Genomic DNA, 13,974 nt, shown 5'->3' with positions numbered 1-13,974 from the left:
GTTCGCAGCCTTGGCCACCTGGCACCGGTGGAACGCGCAATGGGGCTTATGGCAGGCTACGGTGTCCAGCTCTGGCCCATCCTGCAGGACATTCACCAGCTTCGCGCCACCTACGGAAAGCGCGCTGGCACCTTTCTATCGAATGCTGGCGTCCTGCAAGTCTTCGGTGTCAACGATCACGACAGCGCCCAATTCGTCCGATTTGCTCGGACAGGAAACCGTGGTTTTCCAGACCATGAGCCGGGCACTCGATTCACAACAGTCTGGTATTTCTCACGCCCAACACCATACAGCGCGTGCCTCCACCCGATGAAGTCCGCAATCTTCAGCCACATCTCGAACTGCTCTTCCTCGCAGGCCAACGGCCGATCGTCGCCAACAAGATCGCATATTATGCCGATGCTGAATTCAGAGGACTGTATGACGGTCACTGAGCGGTTCACGACCCCTTGGACGAGAGGCGCGCAGTGAGAGTTAAAAGCATGATTATTTTGACTAAATCATTATCGGCAAAAAGGTCGATCCATTTAACGCTGTGATAACAGGAGGAACATATGTTTCGCTATTTAGCACGCAGACATGATCGCAAGCACATTATAAAATCATTACAACGTCAAAAGCTCATCGAACACAGGTCTATAAAGTTTAAGTATGATAGCTCATTGACATTCGCAGTTCACAAGAAAGAAGCAAAAAGCGTCGACAGCATAGAGTTAGAGCTCGATGAAAATTTCAACGCGCAGGCATTTTTCTCTCCTATTTTGCCGCCTGAACCACTAAGCGAAAGCACAGACCAGGTTGTTTTCCAATCTGACATCACGACTGAAGAGGAAGAGAATAATATATTTGAATGCGAGATAACTGACAGCGGAACGAAAGAACACGCTATCGTTGTCTTTCATCATTGGTACGCACGCAATCGTTATTCCGCATTCGCAAAATTTTTCGCAGCTAGGGGTATCACCGTTGTCGAGGCTACCCTTCCGTATCACTTCAGGCGTGGTTCTGACGACTTCTCCGAAGAAAAGCTTTTGAATGCCGATATAAACCTTACCATCCGTTCGATGCGCCAGGCGGTTCTGGATGGCCGCAAACTTGTACGTTGGCTCGGTAAGCAGGGATACTATAAAATCTCCGTGGTAGGGATGTGTATAGGTGGCTTGGTTGCAGGTCTCATCGCTGCGCACGAAGAAAAAGTGCGTAAGGCAGTCCTGATGGTATCGCCAGCTAAACCCGCCGAACTGGTATGGACTGCGGAAACTTTAAGAGGGCTGCGTAGCCGTATCGAGCCAGCAATGTCTTTAGACGAATTGAAAAGCGCTTGGGGTCTAATCGATCTTGAAAATCATCTTTCAAGGCTAACACGACCTCACCTGAATATGATGTTTGTGTTAGGAAAAGACGATACGATCGTATGTCCAAATCTTTCGGATCGGGTAGTTGATGTGTTAGAAAAAGGTGCTCGTAGACCTGAAGTTTTACGTCTGAATTGCGGCCATTCGTCCGTCGGAATCTTTCCTTTTAATTTAATCGCGGCCCATAGGGTACTGCGATTTTTGAAAGATTGGCCAACTTTAGCTGAGTTGTGGGATGTTCGGAACTTCCGCTACGACTTTAGCGAATTGCCTAGCCGTCGTCAGCGCACCAAGATACGAAGATTCATGAACTTCTCGCAATAATATGGACACGGTGTCCAGCCCAATCTGCTTGAAAGATGTAGGCTTCGCTCACGCGGGTCAGCGAACCGCAGAATATCACGATTGTCGGGTGGTTTGGATGGAACTTGCACACGACGGTAAACGTCAGTTTGAACACTGAACCGTCTACACCTGTTTTCGCATTAGAGGCGGAAAAGACGTCGCTCCCGGCCATGAAGATTGATATGAAAAGAAGAATAAATCACTTTTCTGAAATGCTATTATAACGGAGCATCTCTTAGCGATCACCGTGATGGCGCTGAAAACGAGGGAGTTGAAAGTGAAAAGTGAGTCACTAGATTACTCAAACGAGCATTCCTTGGAAAAAACCAATGATCCTGAAATCGATAAGCCAATCTTTAGGCGTCCTGGTTTTAACGGGATAAGTACGTTCGAAGAAATCGATCATCGGCTTGCGAAGTACCTCCGCGAAGCGCGTGAACAGGCGCGCCTCAAACAAGCCGACTTTGCCCCTCTAATAGGGCTTTCGACACCGGTTTATGGCCGATATGAACGGGCATTTTCAAAGCTTCATGTCACTCGCATGATTCATATCTGCGAAGTGCTCGGCGTTATACCCATCGATATGCTTTATGAAGCAGCGCCTCATTTGTGGGGCAATAGTGAGGAGGAAGCCAAAGAACGCGTGGAACTTGCGAAACTCTTGGCAAATCTTCCGCATAGCTTGCTGCGTGATCTGCTCCCCGTGGTTAGAACACTCTCCAACCTGCAGAGCCAGGTCGATGCCAAACTCATAACCTGAATTCAACGCCATCGCAGTCGAGATTGCCCGTTCCATGGAACAACGTAACAGCCGTCACAACTTCATGTATTTTATTCGAACCAACTACCGCTGACGGCAGCATAGCCGCTTACCACTTCAGTTTTCAGAATTGCGGAGGACGGCAACTGCCTAAATCGCTGAGGCGTCTGGCCGGTTTGAATGTCGGATGTTATGGTTCTACGATTAAAGTGACGAACAACTTCTCAAAAATATCGGTCAAGCTTGATAACCTCGTCAAGTTTAAGGCTGGGGCGTCGGTCTCGAGATTGAGGTGGACTGCCCTGTCGTAAACAGCGACGCATTCCTTGTTTGTAATGCGAGACATATAAATGATGCCGTCGAATTCGGTTTGGTCGTAGATTTCCTGACTTAATCGTCTACCTGCGGCTTGAGCCTTTGCGCGTACGGTATCGGTCGATATTCCAAGCAGGCTGGCGCCCTCATAGCGCAAGTCGAGCAAAAAATAGCGGCTTCGGATTACGGATCACAGCAATTGAATAGCGATCAAGCTCTTCGCGCATAAGGTAGCGGTCCGCTTTCTTTTTCAAACCTATCTCGCACTATCGTTTCAGCAACTGCCGTCATCGGATTTTGCGCAAGGTAGAGCAATTGAAATTTATTCTTCGGACTTGAGAACCGCGTAAGTCCAAACCCCATACCTAAAGGCGAGGCCGCATAGATGCGCGGGAGAATCCGCACATAATTGCTGACATCTACTTGAACGGCAAGTTGCTGCAGGATATCCGGATGAAGCATCAATGCGCTTCGAAATATGCACGAGCAACATCGATGACTTCATCAAGGCGCTCCTGCTTGAGACAGTCGATAGGTTTCCGCCCACCTAGGACGGGATTGACCTGGCGTAGCCAGAGCCAAGCAATTCGATGACTACCGATTATATCGATGATGGTGGAAATCCCTCTTGCGGGGGCGTCCGTCAATGAATTGCTCAGTCGGATAGACATGCTTTTTTAGTTCCCTTGAGAAGCGCTATTACTTCGTTGGAATGCTGCCAGCGATGGAGTGTCGAGCGAGGAATGCCGTAGTCGCGACTGAGCTCGGTTGCGCCAACTGCCTCTCCGGCCCAGTCTTCAATCTTCCGGGCAACTGCAATGTCATTGAGTAGCCGTTGTCCTTCTTCATCGGATACAATCGTACCAAGACCGTCGCCCTTGGAAGGTTCAACGACATCAGGTCTCGTGAGACCAATCTTGCTGTAACCCGGCTTTTTGCCAAAGGATTTAATCAGTCGGTTGATGCCGTGCGTCAACTCGGCCTGCCGCTTCCGAAGTTCCTGCCGGGCTTCTAGCGGGAGATCGAGTACGGCCGCTGATGCGGCTCCCGCTATGTGTGCTGAAAGCGCAAGCGTTCCTGACTCAAATGCCTTGTCGCTTTTGAGCGCATTCGTGACTTTGTTGGTGACACGTTCTGCTACGTCGGTGCGGCTACTGTGGTGCGTCTGCATATTTGGACTAGCCATGGGTGTACTCCGTCTTCATGCAGCTCAATATAAGGATTTTATATCCATTTGTCCAGTTTGTCCCATTTGTTCAGGGCGATGCTCACCGACAACGTTCATCAGAAGCTGCTACCTTCTCATTGGTGTGAAGAATTCACCTTCTCGGCAATTCGTCATTGCAGCATTCGCATTTAATAACGCTCAAATAATCTGAATCCCGGCGCTCTTCCCGGACCGCCGGGGACATGTAGACACCTCCGGTCACGTTTTCCGCGATGTTTACACGCGACGATATTAACAATTGCCGCCTGAAGTTTGAAACCGATCAATCACGATTGGGTAATTTTAACGACCGGTCTGAAGCGTTATTACAATTCTGCCCTAGCCAAGTTTCCGCCGACGAGCTGTTCTCGGGTTTAATTCTGATAAGCAACGGCAAACCGTCCCTTTATGGGCATTTTTTGGTGGACGGAACTTGAGAAGGAGCTTCAAGCAGATCGGGACTGAATCTACTGAATGCCATGCCTTGCAACCTAACTGTCGAAGGATCCGGCTTGAGCTCTCACGGCTCCGCCGTCGTCAAGCAGCTGTGGCTTGTAAAACAGAGAACAAGGCGCCACCATCGCGATCCAGATCCTGGAGATCCAGGAGAAGCGTCTCACTCGGCTCTGACACAATCAGCTCAATCTTCTCAGCATCCATCGAGGCAGCTATCGCCTGCCTGTTGCCCCAGACCTTTCCACATCTTGTCATGTCCGGCCCATCAGCCGGACTGGCGATGCTGAATTCGACCCGGCCCGCATCCACGCCGTCGCAGACAAGATTACCGGTTCCATGCAACAATGTAACAGCCATCACTAATCCTTATGTTCAAAATCGTTCGACGGTAGTCTGGCGGTGTCGCACGCGACCCTTAGTTCAATTCTCAGAATTATCCTTGATCGCACTCAGCTTTTCACGGAGAAGGCGCTTAAGGCGGGCGTTTTCCGCTTCAAGTTCTGCGAGCATTTCGTCGGTCACCAGTTCATCAGTAGCTTTGGGCTTTCGGTCACGGGAGCGCATTTGCGGTGACATGGACGCCCCAGGAATCGTCGCATCTTTGTCTGTCGCCTGCTCTATTCTCGGTGGCTCCGCACCACTAGACGGTTCGTGAAGTGCATTCGCTTCCTCAAACGACACTAACGCTTCCGATGGGTTTACTGGCTCGGCCCCGATGGATGCGTTGCCATCTGCTTCTTCAAGCTCTTTTGCCGGGGTCGTGTTGATGGTGACCTTCTGCAATTCATGATCGAACTGCAACTTCCTCTTGCTGATGACGCTTTTGTTCTCAGCCGCTTCGTTAGCTGAGTCCCCTTCCCCGTCTGACACCGTCAGGTCATTGCCTGCCATCAATCCATCCTTGGACTTTGATGATCTTCCCCGGGACAGATTTTGCGTCGGTTTTGAAACAGATGATGAGGTGGAAGGTTCATTCGCCGCCTCGTGCGTCGGCTCCGGCTGACTTGACAATGCTTCAGGCGGCTGCACTTCATTCGCAAGCACTGGGGAAGCTTCAAGTGGCGTTGGCGGTTCTATCTGCGGAATTGCATCAACGCCTGTTCCTTCAAAGTCTTCCACCGTGACCCTGATCGACAGTTTTGCCTTTGAACCGTCATCAGATGGCTCTGGGCTCGTATCGGCTGGGCTTTGTACACCAGACGTTGCATCCGCCCCGGTGTCGTTGTTGCGCGATCGCCAGTTCTTCAGCCCCGCGACGAGGCGCTCACTCCATGATTTCATTGTCAATCAACCTCCCCGTTCGCGCCAAAACGGACTTGGTGTTGCCTGCTTCCCGACACGCGACAGCCTTGCCGACGATAAACCGGACACTCCCAAATGACCAGAACACGCGGTTGGTATTGCTTCATGCCAGTTTCAGCCAGGTCGTCGTCGGGCCAATGAACATGCAGGCCTGAATAAAACGGACCTATCTACTGTGGGTGGTCCGCAGATCGGCTCGTCTGAGCAGCGCGAACAAGGCGTCATTTTCTGCGCGCAGTTTCGCAAGCAGTTCGCGCTTGAGAGACGCATTCTCGCTTTCGAGGGACAGTAGTTCGGACGGGCTGTCTGTCTCTGCGACCGGAGGTCTCGCAGTTTTCTCTTTCTTTCGAGCAACCTTCTTCACGCTGCGCCGAACAGAGCGATTTTTCTTTCTGACAACAATTTCTTCGGCAATTTCTGGCTTTTGGACCGCAATGGGCGCTATTGGCTCTTTTTCTGGCTCTACCGCATCAATGACAGAAAGCTCTCGCTCGTCCGCAACGGTTTCAGCAGTAGCCGCGATCAGCGGCAGGAATTCCAGGTCGGCTGTCTCAGCCTTGTCGTGCATTGGTTCGGGGGATTGAGCTCCTGCCTGAACATCTATCGGAGATTGCGACGTATCCGCTTCAACTTCCCGGGCGATCGACTTCAAATCCAGATTTCCCCACAAGGATGCATTCCCCCTGCGGGCACGCTTGTTCTTATATTCGACGATAACATTGCGAACTGGATTCTTCATCCGTGAATGGCTTTCAGATGAAATATGACAGAAGGGGGTGAGAAGAGCGCTTGACTCTACCTATCGATTTCCAGCCTGTTTTTCAATGTTCAGCACTGCATTCAATTGTGACAACAGCCTCTCGGAAAAATCTCTTTCGTAAGTTCACCATGAACTACACGACTTTACTTCCACATTAAGCGTTGATCTGTCTGTCCCCGAAATAAGTAACTGCCCGTCCGCCAACACAGGAGAAACTCAACATGGCTGATGAAACAATTACCGATGCAAAACCTGCTGCAACTGCAATCAATGCTGCTGAACCTGTCGGTGACATGCCAAAAACACGCGCTCCCCGGAAAAAGGCTGCGCCAAAACAAGCAAAGACTAGCGCTGTTTCTCCTTCAACGGCGACAAAGGTCGGCACCAAACCTGCCAAAGCACCTAAAGCTGCCGCGAAGGCTAAACCCGTTGTAACACAGCCAGCAAAACGCACGGTCAAGAGATATAGTCCCGAGCAGCGTGCCGCCATTCTCGCTTCTATCGAAAAAGCAACAAAAGGGGGAAAGGTCACTCTGCAAGCTGCATTGCAGCAAGCGGAAGTCAGTGAACAGACTTATTACAATTGGAAGAACGCAGCAGAAAAGGCAGCACCAACAGCGGCAAGGGCGCCTTCAGGTGATGACCTGAAGACTCTGGTGACGCTCGAAGCTGAAAATCTAAAACTGCGCAAGGAACTGGCCAGTAAGCTACGAGCAGAAAACGCCGAACTGCGCAAGCGTCTCGGTAAGGCTTAAGATCGGCCGCAGCACCGGGCGTCTGCGCCAACCCGTCCATTTTTCTGGTCGACAGTTGGCACTCGAAGGCACATACCCCGCAATTCCAGTCCTGCGGGTTGCCCTTCGCTCCCCCAAAAACAAAACACCCGCCGCTGGAGGAGCGACGGGTGTTTATGAGGAAGACCAGACCTTGGGAGGAGGATGTCTGGTCTTAGATCGCCGAGGAATTGGGAGGAACGGCCTCAGCGATAATCAAAATTTGTTAGCGACCTGAAGCCTGACGAGCTAAGAACGGGATTTCCGAAGCCATGATGCCCAGATCATTCAGTTCACGAGCATTCAGGCGGCTCAGTTCGTTTACAGTGTTACGATAACGGCGCCAGTTGCTGTACGAGCGGATCAGGTTCATTTCTCTCTCCTCAAAAATTCTCTCTTTGTTGCAAACAGCATATAGGTCCGCGTGATCTCAGACAGAAGGGCCAGTTTCGCATAGCTGACATGCCAATAAGATGGGGTAACGGCGTAAATCGCGTTATGATCGCAGCTACGCCGAGCGAGAGTTCTCGGTTTGTGTTCACTCCAATTTCTTGCCTAGAGAAGCGTCCGCAAACGAATATTTAACCATAATCCGGCGAATACTTATCGGGTCCAATCAGGCTTACGGTATGTCGCACTTCGCACTTTATCTAAATTCACGTTGAGGATTGTTGTAATTTCCGGCGTGCTTGTCAGTTCGGGCAACGCAGCGACGCTATTTTTTGAACATGGGATAGTGCGGCAATCTTTCGACCAGCACCGACGCCATTTTATGCCGTCGTCCTCAATTGACCGCTCGATCAATGGACTGCTTTTGCAGGTAAAGATATCCGACCGCCCGCATTAGTGGGGTCAATTGCACCGATCAAAGCCGAACTGGACCAGATGACCACTGGCAGCATCAATCGCACACAACCAACTCGTCAGGACACTTCATCGACTTATGTTCCAACCGCCGACGACATGGCACCCGCGATAGAAATGCCAAGAGGCGTTGATTCCAAAGAACAGATTGCAGCCTATCAGATCATGTTGAACAGGGCAGGCGCGTCGCCCGGCGCAATCGATGGGCGTTCCGGCAGCAATGTCGACAAGGCTGCTGCGGCTTTTGGCGAAATCACGGGTAGATTTATCAATCCAGCCGATCCCGCAGCGGTTCAGACCGAACTGGAGAATACCGGCGGACCAGCTTTCAAGGATTACCTCATCACAAATGAAGATGTTGGCAGGCAGTTTGTTGCAGAAATCCCCGCTGACTACGCTTTGAAAGCCCAATTGCCGGCAATGGCTTATACCTCAGTCACGGAAATGCTTGCCGAGCGGTTTCAAATCGATGAGGGTTTCCTCAAAGAGATCAATCCAGGGGTGAATTTCAATCAACCAGGCTCGATCATCAAAGTTCCCAATCTCGGCAAAGCCAAACGCACGCCGATTGCCCATATCATAGCAGATAAAGGTCGCAAACAGGTTCGGGGCTATGGTTCAGATGGAAAGCTGAAGGTAGCCTACCCGTCAACGATCGGCTCTTCGGACACTCCTTCTCCTTCGGGCACGGTTCAGGTCAAACGAATAGCGAACAATCCCAATTATACATACAATCCCAGGATCAACTTCAAACAGGGAGCCAATGAAGGCGTTCTGACCATTCCGCCTGGGCCAAACGGTCCCGTCGGTACGGTATGGATTGCGCTTTCCAAACCCACTTACGGTATTCATGGCACGCCTGACCCTTCACGCATCGGCAAAACATCGAGCCATGGCTGCGTGCGTCTTACAAACTGGGATGCAGAAGAACTCGCAAGAATCGTCAAATCCGGCGTCCTGGTGGTGTTCACGGAATAAACGATCATAAATTGGCCCGCCCATCTGATCGCTTTTTTTGTAATCAGGCAATCGCTTCTAGCCCTTTTTTCTGAACAACGGTCAATAACCGTAATGCAGGTCCGCCAGGCTTCTTCACTCCGCGCTCCCAATCTGACACCAGACCCTTGCTCACATTGAGATAGCGGGCAAAGACAGGCTGCGATATATGTTCACGCTCGCGAATGGAGCGGATCTCTTCCGGGGTAAGGGGCTCAATCGCGGTCAGGCAAGCATCATCAAATTCTCGCATAGTCTGCTTGTCGATCGCGCCGACTTCAAACAGGCCCTCCATAGTTTCGTGGATGGCCGCCATTGCTTCGCTCTTATATTTCTTCACCATCGTCAACCTCCGAAAAACGCCCTCTCTCGATCAGCAGCGCCATTTGCTCATTTGATAACGCAAGAAGTTCCTTTGCCATCTTCTTGAATTGAACTTCTTCAACGTCTTCAATGTTGGCCTGCTCATTCTTTGCAAAACCGAACACGAAAAATGCCCGCCGCTCCTGCCTATATAGAATAATCGTGCGAAACCCGCCCGACTTTCCCTGTCCTGCCCGGGCGACTCGTTGCTTAATGACACCGCCACCGAGATCGGCGTCTATCTGACCGCGCTCGGCACGACGCACCGCTTCTATCAAGGCGACGTCCGTAATCCTCTGCTTTCGAGCAAACCGCTCGAACCAGGCGTTCTTAAAAATCTGCACAGTCATCTACCCTGACTATATATAACACTAAGCATGACACTTCAAGGATTGTTGTTGTACAATGTCCGTCCCTGCGCGTCGGAATTCACTGCGACCCTGCTATTGCCAAGCTTTCATTGGCTTTCATCCCGGAAAACAGAAGCTTACTGATGGAAAAGCCCCCTGCCCTCGCCTTTTGCGTCAAAGACCGCAAATAACCACCAGGCGAATTGATGGTCGACAGCTTCTGCAGAATCCATGCAATCGCCGTCGACGCAGCTTCTGCCCCCATGACGCTCAGAGCTTCACCATAAGCCGACTGACTTATACCAAGGAAGCCGGAAACGATCTGTGAAGCATCTTGAAGCTCTCGCCATGTGCTGATGCCGTGCGCTCCATATTCGCGAATATCCGGACATGTTCGCAGCACTTGATCGAGCGAAATGGAAGGTGAAACCCGAATGCGGTTCTCGTCTTCGAGGCTCTCAGGAACCGTCGTTTCCGAAGAAGACGCCTTCAAATCAATCTTTTTGTTATTTTGAGATTTAAAAAGGGATTCTGGCAGGGATTCATTATGCTGCCGCTCAAATTGAGCGACGCTGCCGCTCATTTCTGGAACAATTGCCATGTTTTTCAAAGCGATAACCAATTCATCGTATATGGCTGTCAGATTGGCTTTGATAATCATCAGCTCATCGAGGGATGCTCGGCGAGGAATAGCGTCTACAACGTCACGGAAGCGAACAAATAGCCCTTCAAGACCCTCAATAAAGTCACCGGACCCATCCGCGTTTTCTGAAAAAGCCGAAGCGATCTCTCTGCGCATGACGGACACTTCATCGCGAAGCCGTTTCAAGGCTTTTTGCTCCGCAAGGATTTTATCTGCGATACCGGCAATCTCAGATGCGCGATCAAGCAAGGGCGCAAAGGAAAAGCCGAAGGCAAGTTCAACGCCCCCTTCCCTGTCCTTATGCGCATAACGCTTGCGGGTTGGGCTATCTTTGCGCGCAATGATCCCGGCCTCAACCAATGAAGCCAGGTGACGGCGTAGCGTTGATTCAGGCATGCCGTGGGCACGCAGCGATAGTTGGCGATTGGATGGAAAAACGACGAGGCCGGTTTTCTCATTCATGTCGTCGTCAGGGAGAAATGACAAAAGCGAACTGAGCACAGCAAGGCAGCGATCATTGAGATCGAGTGCTGACTTGGCCACACAGAGCTGTTTGTAAATCACCCATCTGTTTACCCCCCTGCCCTGCTTATTCTGCAGTTCAGGATTTTGGGCGAAACTATTCCTTCGCCCGCGAAACACGGACGTGACAGTTCCCAGAATTTGCATTCCCTCTCACCTTTCAAAAGGCAAAAGAAATCCACCCGCCAAAATGACGCTTATGACTCTTGACACCGATTCGGGGAAATGCGATTCTCAGTCTGCTAAAACATCGAGAAGGGCTTCCACGACGGCAACGTTTGGGGGCCTTTTTCTTTTGCGGCTCAATCTCCATTCTTGGTTTCTGATTGCTTGAATTCCTCAAAGAGGATTTCAAGTCGCTCGGATAACCAATCGCCGAACGGTCTAGCTTTCTCGCTTTTGAAAGAGAAATCGACCTGTTTCGGCTTTTGACTCATCGTAATGGCAAATTCGCTAGATCCCCACGACTTTGCCGTTGGTGTGGTTCGTTCCTTTTTGACCGGCTTGCCTTTGGCATTCGCCGCAGTGAAGACCCGATTGAAACGCTCGTCGCTATCTATTGAACCAAAATCGTCTGAAGTTACGATTTCGGAAATTGCAGCGGCCTTACGTTCGACTAGAAGGCTTAGTTCAAGCCAGCGTTCGCGCCCTACCCCAGGAGCTGATCCTATAATGTTGACGAGTTGCGGCGAAATACGGGACGTTACGGAAATCATCTTGGAAACCGCTGCCGCATTAGCTGCTAGTGCGGAGGAGATTGTTTCACGGTCATATCCGAGTGTCTCAAGATTTTTTGCGAAAAGAGCTTTCTCAATGAAACTGAGATTTGCTCGAGCCGAATTCTCTTGTCCTTGCGCGATAATATGTGTTTTGTCGTCAAGTGCCTTTACAACTGCTCGAACATTGCGTCCGAGCTCGCGGGCTACGTTTACACGACGATGACCAAAGACGATCATAAAACGACCATCTACGCTTGGATGAGGACGAACGAGTATAGGGCTGTCCTGTCCCCGTTCCTGGATAGCTTGAAGAAGCTGCTGATATTCTTCACCATCAGTACCAAGACGATCAGATACAAAAGAACTGTCTATAACATTTGGATCGAGGTCGACGACTTGCTCGCCTTCAAGGAAAGCGTCAGCTTGACGCGCAAGCTCATTAACAGAACGGATCATGGATTTGGATGCGCCACCGATCCGATAATTGGACGTCACTGGCTCTTCGGTTGACTCCGTAAGTCCCGCCAGAAGATTTTTCCTAGCCATTTCAATCTCCGTAATCGCTTATCTCACTGAATTTGCAATCATAAATGCTGAATTTGTCAGCAGACAAACTCATCTGCCCCAAGATTCGTGGATAAGGCCTTCAATTTCGCCATTGACGGCATCTAATGATTCAATTGCACGTTCATAGGTGGAACGTGTCATCGTGCTTTTTTCGACCTCATAGAGCGTTTGCTTTGTGATCCCTGCATCTGAGACAGCGGTTGATTTGACCATCTGGTTCTTGAGGATAAACTCGCCAAACAATGTCTGCAAAAAAGCCACCATCTGAGCCTGTGGCTGATCTGTTGGCTCGTATCTGGTTACAAGGTAGCGATACCATTCCAGATTTACCTCTGCGCCGGCAGCGCGGATAGGCTCGAGAATATTGCCAAGCATCAGGAGGAACTGGCCCATCGACATCACATCCAGCATCTGGGGATGTATCGTGATAAGAACTGCCGTGGCTGACGTGAGCGCCGTTATAGTCAGGTAGCCAAGCTGTGGAGGGCAATCAATGACGACGATGTCGTATTGATCGTCAACTTCTTCGAGGGCTTTCGAGATGCGGGTAAAGAATGATTTACCAGCATTCGAATTGCGGTCACTCATTGCGAGGGGGGTATCATATTCGAATTCCTGCAATTCCAAATTTGCAGGAACGATCCAGTCCAGGAAAGTTGGTGTTCTGAATAATTTCAGAGAGCGGCTTTTGCTCCTCATCATATCGGATCGCGTCATAGATTGAAGGGACCTGATCCAACTCCGGTTGAAACCCGTGCAGTGACGAAAGCGAGGCTTGAGGATCGAGGTCGATTGCCAAGACGCGATGACCAGTAAGAGCCAGATGTTGGGCCAGATGGGCGGTAGTTGTAGTTTTCCCAGAGCCGCCTTTGAAGTTAACGACCGCTATGACCTGAAGATGTTCGCCTGGCTTTCTGTGCGGGACGTAATTACGTGTTTCCGATCGACCGTTTTGATCAAGATACTGGCGAATGTCATGCATCTGCTCAGCGGTGTACGATCGCCGACCCGACGGCGAAGTTTCAGGAGCGGGGCCTTTGCCTTCCAAATGAAGTTTCTTAAGGTGACTCTGGCTTACACCTATATATTGTGATGCTTCTGCAAGAGAGAATGAACGAAGTGTCTTTTTTCCAGAATCTGGGAAGTTCTGAACGCTGAGCAAATGCAACTTCTTCGAAATTTGATCCCCTTGATCGAGGATGTGTTTTTCGAATTTAAGCGTGGCTTTCGGCTTTTTGAGCGAGATCTCGTTCATTACCCATTGATTTCCATAAAAACGATTTTTGGACAGAATGGCCAAACTAACCGTTATTATGTCCGATTCTTAGGGATCTGCAACAAATTTAAAGTTAATAATAAGTTAACGCCTTCGCGGGGTCTATAGCTCGCGCTCCGGTCCGTTATCATATTGATTTAAAGTAATATTTTCCTACTTTTGTCGGCGGACAAAAATTACTGAGATTGGTTTTGTCTGGGAGCGAAACGTCACAAAGTTAAATGCAGACGAATAGTCAAGAACGATAAGGTTGTCGCATGAGTTTATGATCCCAACCCAAGCTGGCAGTTCGGTGGGGCAGTTCTGAGGTGCACTTTAATGTTGATAAGACGGTAGTGCCTCAGAATGTTGCTTCCACTTGCGTGTTCGTCCCAACTAACTTGGTGCATTCATGTAGGGTA

General features: G+C 50.2%; 13 protein-coding genes and 4 pseudogenes. 5 read left to right on the top strand and 12 right to left on the bottom strand.

The window, feature by feature from the left end; genetic code table 11:
* The 3 genes and pseudogenes from C9380_RS26715 to C9380_RS26705 form a co-directional block, all read left to right on the top strand.
* Window positions 1–434: pseudogene (locus tag C9380_RS26715) on the top strand (type IV secretory system conjugative DNA transfer family protein); the annotation flags it as partial.
* A 120-nt stretch (window positions 435–554) separates the two neighbouring features.
* Window positions 555–1,679 (top strand): alpha/beta hydrolase family protein, encoded by a 1,125-nt coding sequence (locus tag C9380_RS26710; protein WP_128095171.1) that lies wholly within the window; start codon window positions 555–557, stop codon window positions 1,677–1,679.
* Between the two features lie 271 nt (window positions 1,680–1,950).
* Window positions 1,951–2,460, top strand: a complete 510-nt coding sequence (locus tag C9380_RS26705; protein ID WP_094515344.1) for a helix-turn-helix domain-containing protein — start codon at window positions 1,951–1,953, stop codon at window positions 2,458–2,460.
* A 525-nt stretch (window positions 2,461–2,985) separates the two neighbouring features.
* On the opposite strand, the gene C9380_RS28310 is transcribed toward C9380_RS26705, so the two are convergent.
* From C9380_RS28310 to C9380_RS26680, 6 genes and pseudogenes are all read right to left on the bottom strand, one after another.
* Window positions 2,986–3,237, bottom strand: coding sequence for an RES family NAD+ phosphorylase (locus tag C9380_RS28310; RefSeq protein ID WP_252869936.1), 252 nt, complete (start codon window positions 3,235–3,237; stop codon window positions 2,986–2,988).
* A gap of 132 nt (window positions 3,238–3,369) precedes the next feature.
* A pseudogene (locus C9380_RS29020) lies at window positions 3,370–3,435 on the bottom strand (hypothetical protein); the annotation flags it as partial.
* Complete coding sequence (locus tag C9380_RS26695; protein WP_435373161.1) at window positions 3,431–3,946, bottom strand: antitoxin Xre/MbcA/ParS-like domain-containing protein; 516 nt, start codon at window positions 3,944–3,946, stop codon at window positions 3,431–3,433. The pseudogene C9380_RS29020 and the gene C9380_RS26695, both read right to left, overlap by 5 nt.
* A 573-nt stretch (window positions 3,947–4,519) precedes the next feature.
* A complete protein-coding gene (locus tag C9380_RS26690) occupies window positions 4,520–4,795 on the bottom strand; it encodes a hypothetical protein (RefSeq protein WP_128095170.1) in 276 nt (91 codons plus the stop codon).
* Between the two features lie 63 nt (window positions 4,796–4,858).
* Window positions 4,859–5,719: a hypothetical protein gene (locus C9380_RS26685; protein ID WP_128095169.1), complete on the bottom strand. Its 861-nt coding sequence runs from the start codon at window positions 5,717–5,719 to the stop codon at window positions 4,859–4,861.
* Between the two features lie 187 nt (window positions 5,720–5,906).
* Window positions 5,907–6,479, bottom strand: a complete 573-nt coding sequence (locus C9380_RS26680; RefSeq protein WP_094515342.1) for a hypothetical protein — start codon at window positions 6,477–6,479, stop codon at window positions 5,907–5,909.
* Window positions 6,480–6,721: 242 nt separating this feature from the next.
* Here C9380_RS26680 and C9380_RS26675 point away from each other — a divergent pair, with 242 nt between their 5' ends.
* Entirely contained in the window at window positions 6,722–7,255 is a 534-nt protein-coding gene (locus C9380_RS26675) for a transposase (RefSeq protein ID WP_128095168.1), read from the top strand.
* 244 nt (window positions 7,256–7,499) lie between these two features.
* Here the strand turns inward: C9380_RS26675 and C9380_RS26670 are convergent, their stop codons facing one another.
* Complete coding sequence (locus tag C9380_RS26670) at window positions 7,500–7,646, bottom strand: DUF1127 domain-containing protein (RefSeq protein WP_094515340.1); 147 nt, start codon at window positions 7,644–7,646, stop codon at window positions 7,500–7,502.
* Between the two features lie 572 nt (window positions 7,647–8,218).
* Between C9380_RS26670 and C9380_RS26665 the strand changes: the two are divergent.
* Window positions 8,219–9,115, top strand: a pseudogene (locus C9380_RS26665) (L,D-transpeptidase); the annotation flags it as partial.
* Between the two features lie 43 nt (window positions 9,116–9,158).
* Here the strand turns inward: C9380_RS26665 and C9380_RS26660 are convergent.
* The 5 genes and pseudogenes from C9380_RS26660 to repA all read right to left on the bottom strand — a co-directional run bounded on the left by C9380_RS26660 (window position 9,159) and on the right by repA (window position 13,543).
* Entirely contained in the window at window positions 9,159–9,476 is a 318-nt protein-coding gene (locus C9380_RS26660) for a helix-turn-helix domain-containing protein (RefSeq protein ID WP_128095167.1), read from the bottom strand.
* On the bottom strand, window positions 9,460–9,846 hold the full coding sequence (locus C9380_RS26655; protein WP_128095166.1) for a type II toxin-antitoxin system RelE/ParE family toxin: 387 nt from the start codon (window positions 9,844–9,846) through the stop codon (window positions 9,460–9,462). The genes C9380_RS26660 and C9380_RS26655 overlap by 17 nt, the downstream gene beginning before the upstream one ends.
* A gap of 79 nt (window positions 9,847–9,925) precedes the next feature.
* Window positions 9,926–11,158: a plasmid replication protein RepC gene (repC, locus tag C9380_RS26650; RefSeq protein ID WP_128095165.1), complete on the bottom strand. Its 1,233-nt coding sequence runs from the start codon at window positions 11,156–11,158 to the stop codon at window positions 9,926–9,928.
* Window positions 11,159–11,313: 155 nt separating this feature from the next.
* Complete coding sequence (gene repB / locus C9380_RS26645; protein WP_128095164.1) at window positions 11,314–12,276, bottom strand: plasmid partitioning protein RepB; 963 nt, start codon at window positions 12,274–12,276, stop codon at window positions 11,314–11,316.
* 69 nt (window positions 12,277–12,345) lie between these two features.
* Window positions 12,346–13,543: pseudogene (gene repA / locus C9380_RS26640) on the bottom strand (plasmid partitioning protein RepA).
* Window positions 13,544–13,974: the final 431 nt, after the last annotated feature.

Origin of the sequence: Brucella pituitosa (genome assembly GCF_003049685.1) — a bacterium.
GTDB classification, from domain to species: Bacteria; Pseudomonadota; Alphaproteobacteria; order Rhizobiales; family Rhizobiaceae; genus Brucella; species Brucella pituitosa.
This window is presented reverse-complemented; position numbering and strand designations above follow the sequence as displayed.